The organism is Methylobacterium sp. AC315 (genome assembly GCF_979253755.1).
In genome coordinates, this window is the sequence record NZ_CEEDEA010000007.1 from 253,607 (window position 1) to 273,735 (window position 20,129).

Below are 20,129 nucleotides of genomic sequence, written 5' to 3' on the forward strand. Positions count from 1 at the left end.
CGATTCGCAGCGCGGCCTTCATGATGGGCCGTTCAGCGCAGTATAACGAATACAGCCGGAGAAGTAATCCGCCTTCCGATGTCCTATTCCGCCGGTTCAGTCGCCGGCACGGCTCCGCGCCCGGCCCGGATCGGCAGGACCGGGGCGTCGGCGCGCTGGAGCACTTCGAGCGCCGCGTCGGCCTCGCGCTGGCGGTCCCAGAGCGCCGCATAGATGCCGCCGGCCTCCAGCAACTCGCCATGGGTGCCGCGCTCCGCGATGCGGCCGTGGTCGAGCACCAGGATCGCGTCGGCATTGACCACCGTGGACAGCCGGTGGGCGATCACCAGGGTGGTGCGCCCGCGGCTGACCCGGTCGAGCGCCGACTGGATCTCGGCCTCGGTGAAGGAATCCAGCGCCGAGGTCGCCTCGTCGAGCACCAGGATCGGCGGCGCCTTGAGGATGGTCCGCGCGATGGCGACCCGCTGCTTCTCGCCGCCCGACAGCTTCAGGCCGCGCTCGCCGACCGGGGTGTCGTAGCCCTCCGGAAGGCCGGAGACGAAGCGGTCGATCTGGGCGAGCTGGGCCGCCTCGCGCAACTCCGCGTCGGTGGCGTCGGCCCGGCCGTAGCGGATGTTGTAGCCGATCGTGTCGTTGAACAGCACGGTGTCCTGCGGGACCATGCCGATCGCCGCGCGCAGCGATTCCTGCGTCACCGCCGCGATGTCCTGGCCGTCGATGCTGATCCGGCCGGCCGACGGCTCGTAGAACCGGAACAGCAACCGCGACAGAGTCGATTTGCCGGCTCCCGAGGGCCCGACCACCGCCACCGTCTGCCCGGCCAGGATCTCGAAGCTGACGCCGCGCAGGATCGGCCGCTCCGGGGTGTAGGAGAAGCGCACGTCCTCGAACCGCACCGTGCCGCCCGCGACCGTCAGCGGCGCCGCGCCGGGCCGGTCGGCGATCTCCGGGTTCTGTCCGAGGATGCGGAACATGTCGTCGATGTCGATCAGCGCCTGTTTGATCTCGCGGTAGATCATGCCCATGAAGTTCAGCGGCATCGACAGCTGCACCAGCAGGGTGTTGGCGAGCACGAAGCCGCCGATCGTCGTGCGCCCGGCCAGGATGTCCCGGGCCGCGAGCCACATCACGATCGTCATGCCGATGGTGAAGATCACCGCCTGGCCGGCATTGAGCACCGCCAGCGAGACGTAGGTCTGGGTCGAGGCTTTTTCGTACTTGGCCATCGACACGTCGTAGCGGGCGGCCTCGCGGGCCTCCGCGCCGAAATACTTCACGGTCTCGTAGTTGAGCAGGGAGTCGACCGCCTTGGTGTTGGCGTCGGTATCCGAGGCGTTCATCCGGCGGCGGATGGCGATCCGCCACTCGGTCGCCTTGTAGGTGAAGGCCAGGTACGCCCCGACCGTGAGGAACGCCACCAGCGCGTAGCGCCAGTCGAACTCGTAGGCCAGCACGCCGAGCACCAGCGCGAACTCGACGATGGTCGGAACCAGGGTCAGCACCATCAAGCGCGACAATTCCTCGATGCCGGCGCGGCCGCGCTCCAGCACCCGGGTCAGGCCGCCGGTCTTGCGCTCCAGGTGGAAGCGCAGGGACAGGCGGTGCATGTGCTCGAAGGTCCGGAGCGCCAGGCGGCGCACCGCGTGCATCGCCACCTTGGCGAACAGCCCGTCGCGCACCTGGGTCAGCGCCGACATGGCGATCCGCGATACGCCGTAGAGGGCGATGAGCAGCATCGGGGCCGCGAACAGGCCCGTGGGCAGCGGCGCGTCCTTCCCACCGATCGCGGCGACCAGGGCGTCGGTGATCCACTTGAAGGTGAACGGGGTCACCATGGTCACGAGCTTGGCCGCGAGCAGCAGCCCGAACGCCAGGAAGACCCTGCGCTGCAGGTCGGGCCGTCCGTGCGGCCAGAGATGCGGCCAAAGGCGCCGATAGGTGGCGAGCAGCCCGGGGCGCTCGGCCGGGTGTGCGGACCCGGCCGGGGGCGCGGTGTCGTCGGTCATGCGGGATTCGATGCAGGAGGAACGGCGGGAGGAAGGATCTTCCTCCTGCATATAGGCCCGTGGAACGGAGCGGGCACCCGCAGCCGCCGCAGGGCCGGTCATCCTCTCCAGAACGGCTTCCGGATCTCGCGGCGCAGGTGCCAGGGTTCGATGCCGGCATCCCGGAGCTGGTCCGGATGCAGGGCGGCGAGCAACCTCCGGGTCCGGATGCGCTGGAGCCAGAGACCCAGCAGGGACGGGACGGCGGACCGGTTCGCGGAGCGCGCGGGCCTGGCCGTGGACGGAGCCGCGGACGACAGTGTGACGATCGACATGGCGTAGGTTCCGGTGACGGGACGCAGTCCGGCCGGGATTGCGGGGGCAGGATTGAACCGATAGATATCTCGGATCAATCGAAACATTGCACTCGGAGCAATGATGCGGGCTTCGGATTATCGTACCGTCGCGGACGCGGTCGCCGGCGAGATCGCCTCGGGGCGTCTGCGCCCGGGCGACCGGCTGCCGCCGCAGCGGGACTTCGCCTATGCCCGGGGCATCGCGGTCTCGACGGCGAGCCGGGTCTACGCAGAGCTGGGCCGGCGCGGGCTCGTGACCGGCGAAGTCGGACGCGGCACCTTCGTCCGCTCCGAGCCCGGCCAGGCCGTGCGGCTCCAGCCGGAGCCGCCCCCGGCGGCGATCGACCTGCAGCGGACCCATTCGCGTTTGCCGGAGCAGGAAGTCGTGCTGGCCGAGACCCTGGCGGCCCTGGCGGGCGCGGGCGCCGAGATCGGGTTCAGCCAGTACGGTCCCGCGGGCACGCCCCGGGCCCGCACAGTCGCGGCCGACTTCCTCGCCCGCGACGGCTACGCGCCCCGGGCCGCCGACATCCTGTTCACCGGCAACGGCCGGCAGGCGCTTGCCGCCGCGCTCGCAGCCCTGGCGGCGCCGGGGGAGCGGATCGGTTGCGAGCCGCTGACCTATCCGGCGGTGCGGGGCATCGCGGCCCGGCTTGGGATCACCCTGGTGCCGCTGGCCATGGATACCGAGGGCGTGTGCCCGGATGCGCTCCTCCAGGCCCATCGGGCGACCCCGCTGAGCGGCGTCTATCTCCAGCCGACCCTGCAGAACCCGCTCGGCGCGACCATGGGCGCCGCGCGGCGGGCCGACCTCGCCGGCATCCTCGACACGGTCGGTCTCACCGCCATCGAGGATGCGGTCTACGGCTTCCTCGCCGACGCGCAGCCGCTCGCCAGCCTGGCGCCGGACCGGACGATTCTGGTGGACAGCCTGTCGAAGCGGGTGATGCCGGCCCTCACGGTCGGGCTGATCGCCGGGCCCCCGCACCTGACCGACCGGCTCGCGGCCTCCGTGCGCCAGGGCGCATGGACCGCGCTCGGGCTGTCGCTCGCGGCCGGCATGCACTGGATGTCGGGCGGATCGGCCGCGACCCTGGCGGAGGCTAAGCGCCGGGACGCGGCGTCACGCCAGACGCTCGCCCGGGAGATCCTGGCGGGACTCACGGTGGTCGGCGACCCCCGCGCCTATCACCTCTGGCTCGAATTGCCCGAGACGTGGCGGGCCGAGGCGTTTGCGGCGGCGGCGTTGCGCCGGGGCATCGCGCTGCTGCCGGCCGCGGCCTTCGCGGTGAATCCCGGCCACGCGCCGAACGCGGTCCGCCTCGCCCTGGCGACGCCGTCGCCGGAGGACCTGTCCGAGGCGCTCACGACCCTGCGCCGCCTGGCCCTCTCGGAGGACGACCAGATCGTGGACTGACGGGGGCGTCAGCCCCGCTTGTCGGTTGGCAGGATGAAGATCTGGCCCGGATAAATCCGGTCCGGGTCGCGGATCTGCCCCTGGTTGGCGTCGTAGATCACGGTGTAGCGCTCGCCCCGGCCGTAGGTGCGCTGGCTGATCCGCCAGAGGTTGTCGCCCCGGGTGATTTTTGCCGTTGTGATCTCCGGCACGAACACCGCGCCGGCCCCGGTGGGGCTGCGCGCGCCCGCGGCATCCTGGCTGAGGGCGGAGGGAGTGTCGGCCGCGCCGGCGCTGTCGCCTTGGGGGCGGCCCCCACCCTGCATGGCCGAGGAGGCTGCCGACCGGACGGACGGGCCCTGCGGCCGATCCTGCCCGGCGCCTTCGCCGGCTGCAACGCGGGTCGGCTCGGGCACCGCGAGCGGCACCTCGGCGCGGGTGGAGACCTTGCCGGTGCGGGGATCGATCTGGTCGATCCGCACCTGATACTGGCCGGGCTTGACCCCGCGGCCGATCGTGAAGCTCGCCCGTCCGTCCGGCCCGACGCTGCCCGGGGCGATCAGCGTGTCGTTCAGGTAGAGCCGGAGCTTAGCGCCCGGGATCCCGGTGGCGGTCACGAACAGCCGGCCGCTCTCCTGCACGTCCACGCTGACGATCTTGGCGGCCGGCGCCTTGCCGTCGGCGGGGGCTGCGGGCGCCGCCTTCGCCTGGGTCCCCGTCGCCGCCGGCCCGGGGGCGCCGGGCTGCGACAGCACGATCGTGGCGGCATCCGGGGCGGTCAGCGCCACCAGGGGCTGGCGGTCGCGGCCCGGGGCGACGTCCACCGCCACGCTCTGGCGTGAGTCTGCGACGCGGCCGTCCTTGGTGGTCATGCGCAGCCGCAGGGCGCTGGAGCCCGCCGGCAGCGCCGGCGGCACCAGGGCGAACTGGCCGTTGGCGTCGGCGGTCGCCCGGGCCACGGGCTTGCCGTCGACCAGCATCTCGATCACGGCATCCGGCGCGCCGCGCCCGGCCACCACGGCGTCGCCGTTCGGCTCGACCCGGACGATGTCGAAGCGCGGCACCTCGGCGACGTCGGGCTCGGCCGGCTTGCCGTCGGGCGCCCGGTCGGCCGTGCGCGCCGCACCCGATGCCGGATCGACGGCATTGCGCGCGTCCGAACGGGTGTCGCCGGGCTTGATCTCGCCGGGCTTAATTTCGCCGGGCTTGGCGCCATCCGGCCTGCTCGCCCCCGACGTGTCGTCGCGGAAATCGATGGGCGGCGCGCCGGCTTCGGCCGTCGCTCCGGGGGCGGCCAGGCCCCGCACGCCGCTCTGCGGCGCGGGCGCCGCGGCGGCGGGCGGCTCCGGATCGTGCCGGCCGATCATCCGCCGCAGGGACTCGCCGCCGAACAGGACCAGCACGAGGCCGAGACCGCCGAGGAGGCCGGCGAGCGCCAGGGCGAGACTGCGCCGCACCTGTCTCGACATCGCCACGAAGGCCTCCCTGCTCGTCCGGCCGCCCGGCGAATGGGCAACCTGCCCGCTCAAAAACCGTCGACTGCGGCGCCCATAATACCGTACATGATCCCGACACCAAGCCGTCCCGCCGCTCCGGCGGGTGAATCCCACGCGAATTCAGCAGTTTGGCGCGTGGAGCGCCGGGCGCGGGGGTCTTTCTCGACGGCTCGCAACGGTTGCGTGATGGAGGGCGCCGGATGGCCCCGGTGAGGACTGTCTGTGTCTATTGCGGCTCCGGCTTCGGCGGAGACCCGGCCTTCCGGGCGGCTGCCGAGACCCTCGGCACGGCGATCGCGCAGGCCGGGATGGGCCTGGTCTATGGCGGCGGCGACGTTGGGCTGATGGGCGCCGTGGCGCGCGCCGCGCTGGCGGCCGGCGGCCACGTGACCGGCATCATCCCGGATTTCCTGCAGGCGCGCGAGCACATGCTCGACGACGTGCAGGAGACCATCGTGGTCTCCGACATGCACACCCGCAAGCGCCTGATGTTCGAGCGCTCGGACGCGTTCGTGACCCTGCCGGGCGGCATCGGCACCCTGGAGGAACTGGTCGAGCAGCTCACCTGGGCGCAGCTCGGGCAGCACCGGAAGCCGGTGGTTCTGGTCTCGGTGGCCGATTTCTGGGCGCCGCTGCTCGACCTGTTCGAGCACATGCGCCGCCACGGCTTCATCCGGGCTGGGCTGGACCTGAGCTACACCATCGCCCGGGACGCGGCCGCGGTGGTGCCGCTGCTGCGCGAGGCCGGCCACGAGCCGGACCCCCAGGCCGAGGAGACCGTCAAAGAACGGATGTGAGGCCGGGCCCGGCCTCTTGGCTCCTCGGACGCTTGGCTCCTCGGACGCTTGGCTCCTCGGACGCTTGGCTCCTCGGACGCTTGGCTCCTCGGACGCTTGGCCGCGCCGGCGATCCGGAAGGTCGGTGTATGAGGCCGGCGCCGCCGCACGGGGCGGCGGCTGGCGGAGTCCGAGCATGCGCGTCCCGATCCTGGCGGCCCTGGCGCTCGCCTGCCTCGCCGCCGCGGCGTCCGCGGAGGCGCCGCCGGTCCTCCAGACCCTCGATTACGCCAACACCCGCTATTCCGACCTCGCCCAGATCGACGCCGGCAACGTCTCGCGCCTGAAGGTCGCCTGGACCTTCTCCACCGGCGTGCTGCGCGGGCACGAGGGCGCCCCGATCGTGGTCGGGAACCGGATGTTCGTGCACACCCCGTTCCCGAACGTGGTCTACGCCCTCGATCTGGATCACGACGGCAGGATCCTCTGGCGCTACGCCCCGCGCCAGGATGCGAGCGTGATCGCGGTGATGTGCTGCGACACGGTCTCGCGCGGTCTCGCCTACGCGGATGGGCGGCTGTTCCTGCAGCTGGCCGACACCACGGTCGTGGCCCTGGACCCGGAGAGCGGCGGGGTCCTGTGGTCGGTGAAGAACGGCGACCCGGCCCGGGGCGAGACCAACACCGCCACGGTCCTGCCGGTGCACGGCAAGCTCATCGTCGGCATCGCCGGGGGCGAGTACGGCGCCCGCTGCCACGTCACCGCGTACGACCAGGCGACGGGCCAGCGCCTCTGGCGCGCCTACGCCACCGGTCCTGATGCCGACATGCTGGTCGATCCGGACACGACCACCGAACTCGGCCGCCCGATCGGCCGGGATTCCTCGCTCACGAGCTGGGAGGGCGACCAATGGAAGATCGGCGGCGGCTGCAGCTGGGGGTGGTTCTCGTTCGATCCGGCGCTGAACCTCGTCTATTACGGCACCGGCAACCCGGCGACCTGGAACCCGGCCCAGCGCCCGGGCGACAACCGGTGGACCATGGCGATCTTCGCCCGCGACCCCGACACCGGGCTCGCCCGCTGGGTCTACCAGATGACGCCCCACGACCAGTGGGACTACGACGGCGTCAACGAGATGATCCTGACCGAGCAGGTGATCGACGGACGCCCGCGCCGGGTGCTGACCCATTTCGACCGCAACGGCTTCGGCTACACCCTCGACCGCGCGACCGGCGAGGTGCTGGTGGCGGACAAGTTCGACCCGAGCGTCAACTGGGCGAGCCGGATCGACCTGGACCGCGCCTCCCCGGGCTACGGGCGGCCGGTGCTCGACAAGCGCTACGCGCCCGGCGAGGCCGACGAGGAGGAGGTCACCAAGAACATCTGCCCGGGGGCGCTCGGCGCAAAGAACCAGCAGCCGGCGGCCTACTCGCCGGTCACCCGGCTGTTCTACGTGCCGACCAACCACATGTGCATGGATTACGAGGCGTTCCGGGTGAGCTACACGCCGGGCCAGCCCTATGTCGGCGCGACGCTGACCCTGCACCCGCCCGAGGGCTCCGACCGAACCGGCGCGTTCATCGCCTGGGACGGGGCCAAGGGAAAAATCGCCTGGACGATCCCGGAGCCGTTCTCGGTCTGGTCCGGGGCGCTCGCCACCGCCGGCAACGTCGTCTTCTACGGCACGCTCGAAGGCTACCTCAAGGCGGTCGACGCCCGGGACGGGCACGAACTCTACCGGTTCAAGACGCCGTCGGGCATCGTCGGCAACGTCACCACGTACGCACACAACGGTCGGCAATACGTGGCGGTGCTGTCCGGGATCGGCGGCTGGGCGGGCATCGGGCTGGCCGCCGGACTGACCGACCCGGCGGACGGTTCGGGCGCGGTCGGCGGCTACGCGGCCCTGTCGCAGTACACGGCGCCCGGCGGCCAGCTCACGGTGTTCGCGCTGCCGGAGTGAGCCCGCGCGGACCCGTGCCGACGAAGTCCACGAACGCCCGCAGCGGCGCCGGCAGGTGCCGGCGGCCGGGATAGTAGAGAAACGGGCCGGAGAAGACTTGCCACCAGGGTTCCAGCACCGGCTCCAGGGCGCCGCTGTCGAGCTGCGGGCGCAGCCAGTCCTCGAACAGGTGGATGATCCCGGTTCCAGCCACCGCCGCCGCGACCGCGAGGTCGCTGGCGCCGACGCGTACGATCAGCGGGCCGGACGGATCCACGCGGACGATCTCCCCGTCGCGCTCGAACTCCCACGGCGCCGTCAGGCTGCCGCTCGGGAACCGGCCCAGCAGGCAATCATGGGCCAGGAGGTCGCGCGGATGCTCCGGGCGCCCGCGCCGGTCGAGATAAGCCGGCGCCGCCGCCGTGGCGAAACGCTGCCGCCGTGGGCCGATCGGCACCGCGATCATGTCCTGCTCCAGCCGCTCGTCGTAGCGGATGCCGGCGTCGCAGCCGGACGCCAGCACGTCCACGAATCCATCCTCGACCACCAGTTCGAGCCGGATCTCGGGATAGGCCGCCAGGAACGGCGGCACGATCGCGGGCAGGACGAGGCGTGCCGCGCTCAGAGGCACGTTGAGCCGGAGCGGTCCGGCCGGCCGGTCGCGGAACCCGTTCACCACATCGAGGGCGGCCTCGACTTCTCCGAGTGCCGGGCCGAGCCGCTCCAGCAGGCGGATGCCGGCCTCGGTGGGCGCGACGCTGCGGGTGGTCCGGTTCAGGAGGCGCACGCCGAGGCGCGCCTCGAGCCGGCGCACCGCCTCGCTGAGGCTCGACGCGCTGCCGTTTCCGGCGCGGGCGCCCTCGCGGAAGCCGCCGGCCCGCGCCACGGTCACGAAGGCGGTCAGGTCCGACAGGTCCATCGTCATTGTTCGAGATCTCGCACAGCCCGTGCCGAACATCAGCGCTTATCCGATCAGGTCGCGCCGTCTACATCCGGGGCGCACACAGGAGATTCGCCATGACCGACATCGCGCAGGCCGGCACGTTCGCGCTCGGCGACCGCACCGTGAAACGCCTCGGCTACGGGGCCATGCAACTCGCCGGGCCGGGCGTGTTCGGACCGCCGAAAGACCGCGTGACGGCCGTCGCGGTGTTGCGCGCGGCGGTGGCCGAGGGGGTCGACCACATCGACACCAGCGACTTCTACGGGCCGCACGTCACCAACCAGATCATCCGCGAGGCGCTCCACCCCTATCCCGACGATCTGGTGATCGTGACCAAAGTCGGCGCCAAGCGCGGGCCGGACGCCTCGTGGAACCCGGCCTTCTCCCCGGAGGAACTCACGCGGGCCGTCCACGACAACCTGCGCAATCTGGGCGTTGACGCCCTCGACGTGGTCAACCTGCGCCTGATGTTCGACGCCCACGGTCCCGCGGAGGGCCCGATCGAGGCGCCGCTCACCGTGCTGGCGGAGCTGCAGCGCCAGGGGCTGATCCGGCGGATCGGGCTGAGCAACGCGACGCAGGCGCAGGTCGCCGAGGGCCGGCGGATCACCGAGATCGTCTGCGTGCAGAACCAGTACAATCTCGCGCATCGGGCCGACGACGCCCTGATCGACGCGCTGGCCGAGGCCGGCACCGCCTACGTGCCGTTCTTCCCGCTCGGCGGCTTCAGCCCGCTGCAATCCACCGCCCTGTCGGAGGTCGCCGCCCAGCTCGGGGCGACGCCCATGCAGGTGGCGCTGGCTTGGCTGCTGCGCCGGGCGCCCAACATCCTGCTGATCCCGGGCACCGGCTCGCTCGGCCACCTGCGCGAGAATCTCGCGGCGGCCGCGCTGAGCCTGCCTGACGACGCGATGGCCACGCTGGGCGCGATCGGGGCCGCGTGACCGGCGAGGCGGCTGCCTACTTGGCCCCTACTTGGCCCGCAGGCCGGCCACCATCGGGCAGCCGCCCTCGCTCATCGGCCGGAACGCCTGCTCGGCCGGGATCGTCTCCAGCACCTTGTAGAGATCCCACTCGCCCTTCGACTCGGCGGGCGTTTTGGCCTCGAACAGGTACATCGGGTGGATCTTGCGCCCGTCCGGCCGGATCGTGCCCTTGCCGAACAGGGGATCGTCGGTGGGCAGCTCCTTCATCTTGGCCACCACGGCGGCGCCGTCCTTGGCCGAGTGCAGGGCCGCCACGGCCTTCAGGTAGTGCAGCGTGCTGGCGTAGACGCCGGCCTGGTACGAGGTCGGCTTCCGGCCGGACATGCGCGCGCCGAACCTGTCCGCGAAGGCCCGGGTGCCGTCGTTGAGGTCCCAGTAGAACGAGGCGGTGAACGCCAGGCCCTGGGCGACTTCGAGCCCCAGGGAATGGATGTCGGTGATGGCGATCAGCAGGGCGGCGAGCGTCTGGCCGCCCTGGCGGATGCCGAATTCATGCGCCTGCTTGATCGCGTTGGCCGCGTCGAGGCCGGCATCGGCCAGGCCGATCACCTGCGCGCCGGAGGCCTGCGCCTGCAGGAGGAACGAGGAGAAATCGGGGTTCGGGAAGGGCGTGCGCACGCCGCCCACGACCGTGCCGCCGCTCTTCTCCACCACCGCCTTGGTGTCGCGTTCCAGGGCGAGGCCGAAGGCGTAGTCGGCGGTGATGAAGTACCAGGACTTGCCGCCGCGCTTGAGCATCGCCTTGCCGGTGCCGTTGGCGAGCGCGGCGGTGTCGTAGGTCCAGTGGACGGTGTTGGGGGTGCAGGCCGGGCCGGTCAGGTCGGCGGTGCCGCCACCCGAGTTGATGAAGGCCTTGTTCTTCTCCTTGGTGATCTGCGCCACCGCGAGCGCCACCGAGGAGGTCGGCACGTCGAACACCGCGTCGACCCCGTCGCGGTCGTACCATTGCCGGGTGATCGAGGCGCCGACATCGGGCTTGTTCTGGTGGTCGGCGGCCACGACCTCGACCTTCAGCCCCTGGGTCTCCGGCTTGAAATCCTCCACCGCCATGCGGGCCGCCACCACGGCGCCCTCGCCGGTGGAATCGAAGTAGACGCCCGAGCGGTCGTTCAGCACGCCGATCTTCACCGGCACGAGGTCGGCCGCGAGCGCCGCCCCGGCTCCGAGCGCGCACAGAAGCCCCGTCAGTGCCGCGACGCGGTGGCGGACCGTCATGTCTCACTCCCTGTTTCTTTGATCGCGGCGGCGTTGTTCGCCGCTCGGATGTCGTCCGAATGCAGTCTAGGCGGACCGGATCGGAGCCGATACCGGCCGGTGAGAGGATGCGGGCGATCCGTCAGGGTCTCCCTTCACCCGCGGGGCGCCAGCCCAAACAGCGCCCGCGCCTCGTCGGGCGTGGCCGGCTCGCGGTCGAGATGGGCCAGCAGGCTCACCGCTTTCTCCACCAGGGCGGCGTTGCTGGGCGCGAGCACGCCCCGGGACAGATAGAGGTTGTCCTCCAGCCCGACCCGGACGTTGCCGCCCATCCCGGCGGCCACCGCCAGGATCGGAAACTCCTCCCGGCCGATGCCGAAGGCCGACCAGACCGCGTCCTCGGGCAGCCGGGCGCGCATCGCCACCAGGGCCTCCGGGGTCGCGGGCGCGCCCCAGGGGATGCCGAGGCAGATCTGGAACAGGGGCGGCCGCGCCAGGTGCCCCTCGGCGATCAGGTGCCGGGCCAGCTCGATCTGGCCGAGGTCGAACACCTCGATCTCGGGCTTCACCCCGGCCTCGCGGATCTGCGCCGCCATCGCCCGCAGGTGCGCGGGGGTATTGAGGAACAAGTGCTCGCCGAAGTTCATCGTGGCGACGTCGAGGGTGCAGATCTCGGGGCGTAGCGCCGCGACGTGCCGGGTCCGGGTCTCGGGTGACGCGAAGGTGGTGCCGGGGCCGGCCACCGACGGGTCGGGATCGCCGGGCACGAACCGGCCCCCGGCCCCGGTGGTAAGGTTGAGGATCACGGCCTCGTTCTTCTCGCGCACCCGCTCGACCACCTCGCGGTAATGGGCGAGTTCCATGCTGGGCGCGGCGGTCTCGGGATCGCGGACATGGATGTGGACCACCGCGGCCCCGGCGGAGGCGGCCTCCAGGGCGGATTGGGCGATGGCCTTCGGGCTCACCGGCACCGCCGGGTTCTTCTTCGGCGTGTCGAACGAGCCCGTGAGGGCGCAGGTGATGATGGTCGTCCGGGACATACTTTCCTCCCTGGCCTGATCCTGACGGTGCCGTCCCGCGTGTGGACGAGGGCCGCTATAGCGCCCCGCCATCCACCGTGATCGTCTCGCCGGTGATGTAGGCGGCGCCCGCGGCCAGGAAGAAGATCGTCTCGGCGATGTCCTCGGGCCGGGCCATGCGGCGCAGCATCGTGTGCTGCACCGTCGCGGCCTTGCGCGCCTCCGGCCACGGCTCGGTCCACGGGGTGGCGACGAGGCCGGGGGCGACCGCGTTGACGCGCACGTCCGGGGCGAGGGCCCTGGCCAGGCTGCGGGTGAGGTTGATCAGCCCGGCCTTGCTGGCCGAATAGGCGATCGAGGAGCCCCGCCGCCCGAGCCCGGCCACGGAGGCCGTGTTGACGATCGCCCCGCGGTTGTCTTTCAGACTCGCCGCCGCGGCCCGCGAACAGCGGTACGGGCCGAGGAGGTTCGTGGCCAGGATCGTGGCCCAAAACTCTTCCGTCATCGCGTCGAGGTCCTCGAAGGCGATCGGCGCAGTGGTGCCGGAGGTCCCGGCATTGTTGACCAGCACGTCGAGGCCGCCGAGCGCCGCGATCCCGGCCGCCACCATCGCCTCGGCCTCGCCGGGACGTGACACGTCCCCGGGCAGCGCCATCACGGCCAGGCCCTCGGCGGCGAGACGCTGGGCCTCCGCGGGGCCGCGGGGATCGTCGGGGAGGTGGTTCAGCGCCACGCTGGCGCCGTTGCGGGCGAACAGCGTCACCGTGGCCAGCCCGATGCCCGAGGAGGCGCCGGTGACGAGGATGCGCCGTCCGGACAGGTCCGCGCCGATCATGTGCCCTCCATCCGGCCGATCCCGGCCATCGCCTTCTTCAAGGCCAGCAGCTTGCGGTCGCGCTCGCGGAACAGGTCCGCAGGCTCGCGTCCGCCCCAGTCGAAATAGCCGCGCCCCGCCATCACTCCGGTCCGGCCCCCGGCGCAGAGTGCGTCCAGGGTCTCCGACCGGGTCCGGGCCGGGGGCGGCGCGTAGCTGCCGTTCGCCAGGGCGCGCCGGGTCAGGTCCAGCCCGGTGAAATCGGCCTTGGCGAGGTGGCCGAGGATCGGGATGCGTAAGCTGAGCCCGTGGATGATCGCGTCGTCGATCTCGCGCGGCTCGGCGATGCCTTCGTCCAGCAGCCGGAACACCTCGGCGCTGATCGCCGACTGGATGCGGTTGGCGACGTAGCCGGGGATGAAGCGCTTGAGCACGATGGGCACCTGACCGAGGCCGAGCACGAGGTCGTGCATCGCCGCGATCACGGCCGGATCCGTGCCGGGCCCCGGGACCACGTCGACGAGGTCGACGATGTAGGGCGGCGTGTACCAGTGCATCACGAGCGCCCGCGCCTGCCGGGCCTGCGGGATCAGCGGGAAGACGTCGAGGTAGCTGGTGTTGCTCGCCAGGATCGCGTCGGCCGGGCAGAGCCGGTCGAGCGCCCCGAACAGCGCCCGCTTGGATTCCGGGTTCTCGGTGATCGCCTCGATGACCAGGCCGGCGCCCGCGACCGCCGGTTCGAGCTCCGCCTCGACCCGGACGGACCGGGCGAGCCGCGCGGCGTCCCACCCGTCCGGCGCAGCGCCGCCCTCCTGCAGGGTCGCCAGCGCGGATTCCATGAGCGCCGACACCCGGGCACGGGTCTGCGCATCCGTGTCGGTGATCCGGACGCCGTGCCCCCGGAGCGCCAGCAACAGGGCGATGCCGTGGCCCATCAGGCCGCCGCCGACGATCGCGATCTCCATCGTGCCCTCCCTCAAACCGTCGCGATCGGCGTCGTCGGCGAGCCGACCGCCCCTGGCAGGCGCAGCGGCGGCGCCGTCAGCAGGAACCGGCTGCGGCCATGGGCGCGCAGCCACTCCGCGAGCGGCGTCAGGTGCCACAGCTCGCCGAGGTTGATTCCGAGCTTGAACAGGCAGTGCTCGTGGAGCGGCAGCGTCGCGCAGCAGGCCGGTCCCACCCCGGCCGGATAGGCCTCCACGGCGTAGTTGTCGGCGATCAGCGCGCACAGCCCCGAGCGGGTGATCCAGTCGAGGAGCCGCGGGTCCCGGCCGTCGAGGCCGGCGCAGAGGTTGTGGACCTGCTTCGGATCGGGCGTGCCGCCCATGGCGATCAGCCGCTCGGCGAAGCCGGTGTGCAGGCAGACCATGTCGCCGGGCTCGATCACGACGCCGTCGGCCTCGAGGATCCGGGCGAGCCGGTCGTAGCCGACCTTGACCTTGGCGTCGCCGAGATGCGCGCGCAGGTCGATCATCACGGCCCGGCCCTGCATGCCGACTTCGGCCAGGCGCTCGATCCCGAGTCTGTTCGCCCGGGACGGCTGGTCGGCCGCCTCGTTCGTGCTCGGGCCGACGATGTCCCGGCCGCCGCGGAAGCCGTTGTAGAAGGTCGGGCCGGCGCCGGTGCCGTCCGCATCGAACAGCGAGCCGACATGGGCGAGCGAATCCCACTGCGTCGAGTATTGCAGGTGGATCAGCGCGCGGTCGTCGCAGATCACGTCGGTGGCGCCCGCGACCTCCTCGCAGACCGGGAAGTTCATGTTCGGCCGGCCGTCGGCCCGCCGGGTCGGGGTGATCTGCGGCGGGTGGCGGCGCGGATTGAGGACGGTGCCGCCGGGCAGGTCCAGCGGCAGGCTGAGGCAGAAGGTCAGGCCCTCGCGGACCTCGGCGACACCCTGGCGGACCTTCTCGGGGGTCAGCAGGTTCAGCCGCCCGAGTTCGTCGTCGGGACCGAAATCCCCCCAGGTCGAGCCCTCCGGGCGCCGGGTCCAGCGCAGGCTCATGAGCGCCGCCCCGTCGCCCGAGGCCGCAGGACGCGTCGCAGGAATCCGGGGCCGCGGTCCGGGGCGAACCCCGGCCGCGGCCGAGCGTGCGTTCCTCACCTGTCCGTCGCCCTTCTTCGAGGCCGTCGAGCCCGCTTTTCGCGGAGCCGGTGCGAGCCTAGGCTGGCGCGGCGCGAGTCGATACCCCGGGCGGAAAACGACTGGGCCGAAACGTCACCGGCCGGTCCCGGTGCGGGCCTTGTGCTCTGGTTTTGCGCGGATACAGTTCATCCCAAGCCCGCGAATAAAAAATTCGGGCACTTGGGATGAGGAATCGCCGATGTCCGAGACCGTGCGCGTCGTCGCTCGGCGTGCCCCGATTCGGCGCGCGCTGCCCACGCTGCTCGCTGCGGGGCTGATCGTGTCGGGACAGGCCCACGCGGCCGACCCGATCAAGGTCGGCGTGATCGCCGAGGCGCAGTCGGTGGCCGGCGCCGCGATCCCGAAGGCCGTCCAGCTCGCCGCCGACGAGATCAACGCCCAGGGCGGGGTCGACGGGCGGCAGATCCAGGTCGTGACCTACGACGACAAGAGTTCCGCCTCCGACGCGGTCCGGGCGTTCCAGCGGGCGGTCAGCGAGGACAAGGTCAACCTCGTCATCGCCAGCTACATCTCCGAGGTCGTGCTGGCGCTGATGCCTTGGTCGGCGCGGCTCAAGACCCCGATGATTACCCCGGGGGCCGCCTCCAACGAGATCAGCGTCGCCGTCCACAAGGACTACGCGCGCAACCGCTACACCTTCCACGGCTACCTGACCTCGCACGCCCTGGCGCAGTCGGTCTGCGACTCGGCCAAGGAGGCGCTGGTCGGGCTGCTCAAGGCGAAATCCGCCGCGATCATGAGCGAGGACGCGGCCTGGACCCGTCCGCTGGATGCGGCCTACGAGGACTGCCTGCCCAAGGCCGGGCTCAAGGTGGTGGAGCATGTCCGGTTCTCGCCGGATACGGGCGACTTCACCCCGATCTACAACAAGATCGAGGCGGCCAAGCCCGACCTGATCGTCACCGGCATCGCCCATGTCGGCGTGCAGCCCACCGTGCAGTGGCAGAACCAGCAGGTGCCGATCGCCATGACCGGCATCAGCGGCCAGGCGACTTCGTCCACCTTCTGGGCCAACACCAACGGCGGCACGCAGGGCGTGCTGTTCGACGCGATCGCCGTCCCCGGCGTGGCAATGACCGAGAAGACGAACGCCTTCACGGACGCCTACGTCAAGCGCTTCGGCGGCGCCCCGTCCTACGCGGGCTACATGGCCTACGACGCGATGCACTACGCGGCGGACGCGGTGAAGCGCGCCGGCTCCACCGAGGCCGACAAGCTGGTCGAGGCCCTGGAGAAGACCGACTGGCTCGGCACGGTCGGGCGCATCCAGTTCTACGGCAAGGACGAGACCTTCACCCACTCGATCAAGTACGGGCGGGGCTTCGTCACCGGGCTGCTGGCCCAGTGGCAGAGCGGCAAGCAGGTCGCGATCTGGCCGACGGAGGTGGCCAACGGCAAGCTGGTCCTGCCGCCCGCGGTCAAGCCGGCGGTGCAGTGAAGCGGGCGGGGAGAGCGCGATGATCGGCCTCCAGATCCTCGTCGACGGCTTCGCGATCTCGGCGCTCTACGCGCTCGGCGCGATGGGCTTCACCCTGATCTTCGGCGTCTCCGGCGTGCTCAACCTCTCGCACGGCGCGCTGATGGTGATGGCTGCGGTCGCCGCCTGGGCGGCCTCCGCCCAGTTCGGCCTCGGCTCCTACGCGGGCGCCGGGATCGGCATCCTGTGCGGGCTGGCCGCTTCCCTGGTGACCTACTTCGCCATCGTCGCGCCGATCGAGCGCAGCAGGGCGATCCCCCGGGAGGAGAAGGAGATCTTCGTCCTCACCGGCACCCTGCTCTGGGGCATCATGATCCAGGAGCTGGTCGCCTACTTCTTCACCGACAACCCGAAGACGGTCCTGCCGATCGTCGAGGGCGTGATCGAGATCGCCGGGGTGCGCACGCCCCGCAACGAGATCTTCACCGCGGTGATCTGCTGGATCGTGATCGGCCTGCTCTGGCTGTTCGTGAACAAGGCGCGGGCCGGCAAGGTCCTGCTCGCCGCCTCCATGAACCCCCGCGGGGTCACGCTGCTCGGCCACGACATGGGCCGGATCTACGTCGCGGTCTGGGCGATCTACGGGCTGCTCGCCGGGATCGCCGGGGTGCTGCTCGGGATGTTCCTGGGGGTGTCGTCCTACTCGGTGGGGCCGCTCACCGCGAGCGCCTTCTCGATCGTGGTGCTGGGCGGGCTCGGCAGCGTCACCGGCTCGCTGATCGCCGCCTACGTGGTCGGCTATCTCGAGACGGCCACCGCCTACCTGATCTCCCCGGCCTACCGGGTGATCCCGGCCCTGCTGCTGCTCGTGGCCGTCATGTACCTGCGCCCGCAGGGCCTGCTGGGGCGGCGGTGATGGTTCTTTCGGGACTCTCCCGCCGGCCCGAATGCCACATGCGCGACCTCCGCGGAACGCTCTCCCCTCTCCCGACCCGGCCTGACGGCCGGCCTACCTTCCCCCGCAGAGGGCGGAGGGCAACGCGCGGAGGATGGAACCGCTCATGAAGCTCCTCACCACCCCGGGCTTCTGGGTCGCGCTGCTGGCGCTCGCCCTGGCCGCGTTCCTGCCCTGGTGGGTCTCGGGCTACATCCTCGGGCTCCTCACCATCGCGTATTATTTCGGCGTCTTCGCCATGGCCTGGGACCTGCTCTTCGGCTTCGCCGGCGAGGTGAATTTCGGCCCGACCTTCCTGATCGGGCTCGGAGCCTACGGGGCCGGCATCCTCAACAACCGCTACGAGCTGCCGATCCCCTACTGCCTGGCGGCCGGGACCGTGCTGGCGGTGGTCGGCGGGCTGGCCCTGGCGCTGCCGGCCCTGAAGGTGCGGGGTCCGTATTTCGGGCTGATCACCCTGGTCGCGGTGCTGCTCCTGCAGAACATGATCGTGGTGTTCTCCGGGATCACCGGCGGCGAGATCGGGCTCACGGTGCCGGACGTGATCTCCATCGACGCCGACACCAATTACTGGATCGCGCTCGGCTTCATGGCCTTTGCCGGGCTGGTCCTCACGGCCATCGCCCGCTCCCCGGTGGGGCTGATCCTGCAGGCTGCCGGCCAGGACCCGATCGTGACCGGCGCGCTCGGCTTCAACGTCGCCAAGCACAAGCTCGCGGCCTTTGCGGTCAGCGCCGCCTTCTCGGGCCTCGCGGGTGGGCTGGTGGTCTTCTACATGGGCACCGCCTCGGTCGGCACGCTGATCGACACCGCGGTGGGCGTGCAGGTGATCATCGCGGCGGTGCTCGGCGGGCGGCGGACCATCGTGGGCGCCGCGCTCGGGGCGGTGTTCCTGATCGCCGCCGGCGAATTGCTGCGCCCGCTCGGCCCGCTCTCGACCTTCGTGGTCTCGGCCGTGGCCCTGCTGGTCATCCTGTTCGTGCCCTCGGGGCTGCTGGGCCTCGCATCCATCCGGAGAGCGCGATGACCGTCGCCGTCAGGCCTGCGCTGAACGCCGCCCCCCTCGCCGAGCCCTGCCTCACGGTGCGGGGCCTGACCAAGCGGTTCGGCGGCCTCGTCGCCGTCAAGGACATCGACCTCGATCTGCGCCCCGGGGAGATCCTGGGACTGATCGGGCCGAACGGCTCGGGCAAGTCCACCGTGATGAAGCTGATCATGGGGCTGGAGCGGCCGAGCGCCGGCTCGATCCGCCTCGACGGCGCCGAGATCGGCGGAATGCCGGCCCACCGGGTCGCCCGCCAGGGGATCGGCCTCGTGTTCCAGCACGCGCGACCGCTCCAGCGGCAGACCGTACTGGAGAACATCAGCCTCGCGCTGCTGCCCGACAGCCTGATCCGCCTGGCTGCGGATCCCCACGTCGCGCGCCGCGCAAGGGACATCGCCGAGCGCGTCGGCCTCGGCGCGGTGGCCGACCGGCGGCCCGGTACCCTCCCCTTCGCGGACCTGCGCCGCCTGGAACTCGCCAAGGCGATCGCCCGCGACCCGCGGGTGGTGCTGGTGGACGAGCCGTTCGCGGGCCTGACCGGGGGCGAGGTCGCGGCCTTCTCCGAGCTGATCCGGGGCTTCCGGGACGAGGGCAAGGCCGTGCTCCTCGTCGACCACAACGTGAAGAGCGTCGCGGCCCTCGTGGACCGGGTGTTCGCCATGTATCTCGGCGAACGCATCGCGGAGGGCTCGGCCGAGGCGGTGATGGCCGACCCGACGGTGCGCCGGGTCTATCTCGGCGGCAGCATCGAGACCGCCGCCAGGCCCGAGGCCGCGTTCAAGGCGGATTCGCTGCTCACCGTCGAGGGCGTCGACGTGCTCTACGGCAAGGCGCAGGCCCTGCGCGCCGCCTCGATCCACGTCCACGAGGGCGAGTTCGTCTCGGTGGTGGGCCTCAACGGTGCCGGCAAGACCACGCTGTTCAACGCCATCTCGGGCCTCGTCCCGCATTCCGGCACGATCCGGTTCGACGGCCAGGATCTCGGCCGCATGAAGCCGGCCGCGATCGCCCGGGCCGGGATCGTCCAGGTGCCCGAGACCCGCGAGCTGTTCGGCGACCTCAACGTGCGCGAGAACCTCGATCTCGGCGGCCAGCACGTCACCAAGGCCGAGAGCGTGCAGCGGCGCGAGTGGCTCTACGAGCTGTTCCCGATCCTCAAGGCCCGCGAAGGCCAAACCGCCCGCACGCTGTCGGGCGGCGAGCAGCAGATGCTGACCATTGCCCGCGCCTTGATGATGCGCCCACGCCTCCTGATCCTCGACGAGCCGACGCTCGGCCTCGCCCCGGTGATCCTGGAACTGCTGTCGAAGGCCCTGGAGCGCCTGCGCCAGACCACGCCGATCACCGTCCTGCTCGGCGAGCAGAACGTCACCTTCGCGCTGCCCCATGCCGACCGGGTCTACGTGCTGGAACAGGCCCGCATCGTCTGGGAGGGCCCGCCGGACCGGTTCGCCGGCGAGATGGGATCGAAGTATCTGTGAGGGGGGAATCGGACCCGCTGCTCCCCCTCCCCCCTTTGCGGGGGAGGGTGGCCCTCGCGTCAGCGGGGGTCGGGAGAGGGGAACCCGGCATCAGAAAGGGGCGGAGCGGTGATGAAGGCCGCCAGCCTTCTTCGGCACCGTCGCTCCCCTCTCCCGACCCGGCCTGACGGCCGGCCCACCC

General features: G+C 71.5%; 17 protein-coding genes. 8 read left to right on the forward strand and 9 right to left on the reverse strand.

The features are described from left to right. Positions 1-83: 83 nt before the first annotated feature. Positions 84-2,006 (reverse strand): ABCB family ABC transporter ATP-binding protein/permease, encoded by a 1,923-nt coding sequence (locus AC0IY0_RS15025; protein ID WP_147908333.1) that lies wholly within the window; start codon positions 2,004-2,006, stop codon positions 84-86. A gap of 98 nt (positions 2,007-2,104) precedes the next feature. After that, positions 2,105-2,320: a DUF1127 domain-containing protein gene (locus AC0IY0_RS15030; protein ID WP_147908334.1), complete on the reverse strand. Its 216-nt coding sequence runs from the start codon at positions 2,318-2,320 to the stop codon at positions 2,105-2,107. Positions 2,321-2,423: 103 nt separating this feature from the next. On the opposite strand from AC0IY0_RS15030, the gene AC0IY0_RS15035 reads away from it, so the two are divergent. After that, positions 2,424-3,758, forward strand: coding sequence for an aminotransferase-like domain-containing protein (locus tag AC0IY0_RS15035; protein WP_147908335.1), 1,335 nt, complete (start codon positions 2,424-2,426; stop codon positions 3,756-3,758). An 8-nt stretch (positions 3,759-3,766) separates the two neighbouring features. On the opposite strand, the gene AC0IY0_RS15040 is transcribed toward AC0IY0_RS15035, so the two are convergent. Then, positions 3,767-5,206, reverse strand: coding sequence for a LysM peptidoglycan-binding domain-containing protein (locus tag AC0IY0_RS15040; protein WP_147908350.1), 1,440 nt, complete (start codon positions 5,204-5,206; stop codon positions 3,767-3,769). Positions 5,207-5,433: 227 nt separating this feature from the next. On the opposite strand from AC0IY0_RS15040, the gene AC0IY0_RS15045 reads away from it, so the two are divergent. Both AC0IY0_RS15045 and AC0IY0_RS15050 read left to right on the forward strand, forming a co-directional pair. Beyond that, on the forward strand, positions 5,434-6,030 hold the full coding sequence (locus AC0IY0_RS15045) for an LOG family protein (protein WP_147908336.1): 597 nt from the start codon (positions 5,434-5,436) through the stop codon (positions 6,028-6,030). 175 nt (positions 6,031-6,205) lie between these two features. Beyond that, positions 6,206-7,972: a methanol/ethanol family PQQ-dependent dehydrogenase gene (locus tag AC0IY0_RS15050; RefSeq protein WP_471764303.1), complete on the forward strand. Its 1,767-nt coding sequence runs from the start codon at positions 6,206-6,208 to the stop codon at positions 7,970-7,972. On the opposite strand, the gene AC0IY0_RS15055 is transcribed toward AC0IY0_RS15050, so the two are convergent. Next, the gene (locus tag AC0IY0_RS15055) at positions 7,947-8,876 is read right to left on the reverse strand and encodes a LysR family transcriptional regulator (RefSeq protein ID WP_147908338.1); all 930 of its coding nucleotides are present in this window, start codon (positions 8,874-8,876) and stop codon (positions 7,947-7,949) included. The two genes, AC0IY0_RS15050 and AC0IY0_RS15055, sit on opposite strands and share 26 nt — an antisense overlap. Before the next feature lie 92 nt (positions 8,877-8,968). Between AC0IY0_RS15055 and AC0IY0_RS15060 the strand changes: the two genes are divergently transcribed. Beyond that, a complete protein-coding gene (locus tag AC0IY0_RS15060) occupies positions 8,969-9,838 on the forward strand; it encodes an aldo/keto reductase family oxidoreductase (protein ID WP_471764304.1) in 870 nt (289 codons plus the stop codon). A 27-nt stretch (positions 9,839-9,865) separates the two neighbouring features. On the opposite strand, the gene AC0IY0_RS15065 is transcribed toward AC0IY0_RS15060, so the two are convergent. From AC0IY0_RS15065 to AC0IY0_RS15085, 5 genes are all read right to left on the reverse strand, one after another. Further along, positions 9,866-11,095 (reverse strand): ABC transporter substrate-binding protein, encoded by a 1,230-nt coding sequence (locus tag AC0IY0_RS15065; protein ID WP_147938956.1) that lies wholly within the window; start codon positions 11,093-11,095, stop codon positions 9,866-9,868. Positions 11,096-11,229: 134 nt separating this feature from the next. Further along, the gene (locus tag AC0IY0_RS15070; protein WP_471764306.1) at positions 11,230-12,114 is read right to left on the reverse strand and encodes a beta-keto acid cleavage family enzyme; all 885 of its coding nucleotides are present in this window, start codon (positions 12,112-12,114) and stop codon (positions 11,230-11,232) included. Between the two features lie 55 nt (positions 12,115-12,169). After that, a complete protein-coding gene (locus AC0IY0_RS15075) occupies positions 12,170-12,928 on the reverse strand; it encodes an SDR family NAD(P)-dependent oxidoreductase (RefSeq protein WP_471764308.1) in 759 nt (252 codons plus the stop codon). Then, complete coding sequence (locus AC0IY0_RS15080; protein ID WP_471764310.1) at positions 12,925-13,872, reverse strand: 3-hydroxyacyl-CoA dehydrogenase family protein; 948 nt, start codon at positions 13,870-13,872, stop codon at positions 12,925-12,927. The genes AC0IY0_RS15075 and AC0IY0_RS15080 overlap by 4 nt, the downstream gene beginning before the upstream one ends. An 11-nt stretch (positions 13,873-13,883) precedes the next feature. Next, a complete protein-coding gene (locus AC0IY0_RS15085) occupies positions 13,884-14,909 on the reverse strand; it encodes a cyclase family protein (RefSeq protein ID WP_471764313.1) in 1,026 nt (341 codons plus the stop codon). Positions 14,910-15,228: 319 nt separating this feature from the next. Between AC0IY0_RS15085 and AC0IY0_RS15090 the strand changes: the two genes are divergently transcribed. The 4 genes from AC0IY0_RS15090 to AC0IY0_RS15105 all read left to right on the forward strand — a co-directional run bounded on the left by AC0IY0_RS15090 (position 15,229) and on the right by AC0IY0_RS15105 (position 19,948). Beyond that, positions 15,229-16,488 carry an ABC transporter substrate-binding protein gene (locus tag AC0IY0_RS15090; protein ID WP_147908345.1) on the forward strand — a complete coding sequence of 420 codons (1,260 nt, stop codon included), beginning with the start codon at positions 15,229-15,231 and terminating at the stop codon, positions 16,486-16,488. A gap of 19 nt (positions 16,489-16,507) precedes the next feature. Continuing rightward, positions 16,508-17,383 (forward strand): branched-chain amino acid ABC transporter permease, encoded by an 876-nt coding sequence (locus tag AC0IY0_RS15095; protein WP_147908346.1) that lies wholly within the window; start codon positions 16,508-16,510, stop codon positions 17,381-17,383. 145 nt (positions 17,384-17,528) lie between these two features. After that, positions 17,529-18,449: a branched-chain amino acid ABC transporter permease gene (locus AC0IY0_RS15100; protein ID WP_147908347.1), complete on the forward strand. Its 921-nt coding sequence runs from the start codon at positions 17,529-17,531 to the stop codon at positions 18,447-18,449. Next, the gene (locus tag AC0IY0_RS15105) at positions 18,446-19,948 is read left to right on the forward strand and encodes an ATP-binding cassette domain-containing protein (RefSeq protein ID WP_147908348.1); all 1,503 of its coding nucleotides are present in this window, start codon (positions 18,446-18,448) and stop codon (positions 19,946-19,948) included. Before AC0IY0_RS15100 ends, AC0IY0_RS15105 begins: the two co-directional genes overlap by 4 nt. Positions 19,949-20,129: the final 181 nt, after the last annotated feature.

What these genes read in the sequence shown, in the direction of transcription:
- AC0IY0_RS15095 (WP_147908346.1), top strand. Translation starts at nt 16,508, where the DNA reads ATGATCGGCCTCCAGATCCTCGTCGACGGCTTCGCGATCTCGGCGCTC.
- AC0IY0_RS15075 (WP_471764308.1), bottom strand. Translation starts at nt 12,928, where the DNA reads ATGATCGGCGCGGACCTGTCCGGACGGCGCATCCTCGTCACCGGCGCC.
- AC0IY0_RS15080 (WP_471764310.1), bottom strand. Translation starts at nt 13,872, where the DNA reads ATGGAGATCGCGATCGTCGGCGGCGGCCTGATGGGCCACGGCATCGCC.
- AC0IY0_RS15105 (WP_147908348.1), top strand. Translation starts at nt 18,446, where the DNA reads ATGACCGTCGCCGTCAGGCCTGCGCTGAACGCCGCCCCCCTCGCCGAG.
- AC0IY0_RS15100 (WP_147908347.1), top strand. Translation starts at nt 17,529, where the DNA reads ATGAAGCTCCTCACCACCCCGGGCTTCTGGGTCGCGCTGCTGGCGCTC.
- AC0IY0_RS15055 (WP_147908338.1), bottom strand. Translation starts at nt 8,876, where the DNA reads ATGACGATGGACCTGTCGGACCTGACCGCCTTCGTGACCGTGGCGCGG.
- AC0IY0_RS15050 (WP_471764303.1), top strand. Translation starts at nt 6,206, where the DNA reads ATGCGCGTCCCGATCCTGGCGGCCCTGGCGCTCGCCTGCCTCGCCGCC.
- AC0IY0_RS15085 (WP_471764313.1), bottom strand. Translation starts at nt 14,909, where the DNA reads ATGAGCCTGCGCTGGACCCGGCGCCCGGAGGGCTCGACCTGGGGGGAT.
- AC0IY0_RS15060 (WP_471764304.1), top strand. Translation starts at nt 8,969, where the DNA reads ATGACCGACATCGCGCAGGCCGGCACGTTCGCGCTCGGCGACCGCACC.
- AC0IY0_RS15040 (WP_147908350.1), bottom strand. Translation starts at nt 5,206, where the DNA reads ATGTCGAGACAGGTGCGGCGCAGTCTCGCCCTGGCGCTCGCCGGCCTC.
- AC0IY0_RS15030 (WP_147908334.1), bottom strand. Translation starts at nt 2,320, where the DNA reads ATGTCGATCGTCACACTGTCGTCCGCGGCTCCGTCCACGGCCAGGCCC.
- AC0IY0_RS15070 (WP_471764306.1), bottom strand. Translation starts at nt 12,114, where the DNA reads ATGTCCCGGACGACCATCATCACCTGCGCCCTCACGGGCTCGTTCGAC.
- AC0IY0_RS15035 (WP_147908335.1), top strand. Translation starts at nt 2,424, where the DNA reads ATGCGGGCTTCGGATTATCGTACCGTCGCGGACGCGGTCGCCGGCGAG.
- AC0IY0_RS15065 (WP_147938956.1), bottom strand. Translation starts at nt 11,095, where the DNA reads ATGACGGTCCGCCACCGCGTCGCGGCACTGACGGGGCTTCTGTGCGCG.
- AC0IY0_RS15045 (WP_147908336.1), top strand. Translation starts at nt 5,434, where the DNA reads ATGGCCCCGGTGAGGACTGTCTGTGTCTATTGCGGCTCCGGCTTCGGC.
- AC0IY0_RS15090 (WP_147908345.1), top strand. Translation starts at nt 15,229, where the DNA reads ATGTCCGAGACCGTGCGCGTCGTCGCTCGGCGTGCCCCGATTCGGCGC.
- AC0IY0_RS15025 (WP_147908333.1), bottom strand. Translation starts at nt 2,006, where the DNA reads ATGACCGACGACACCGCGCCCCCGGCCGGGTCCGCACACCCGGCCGAG.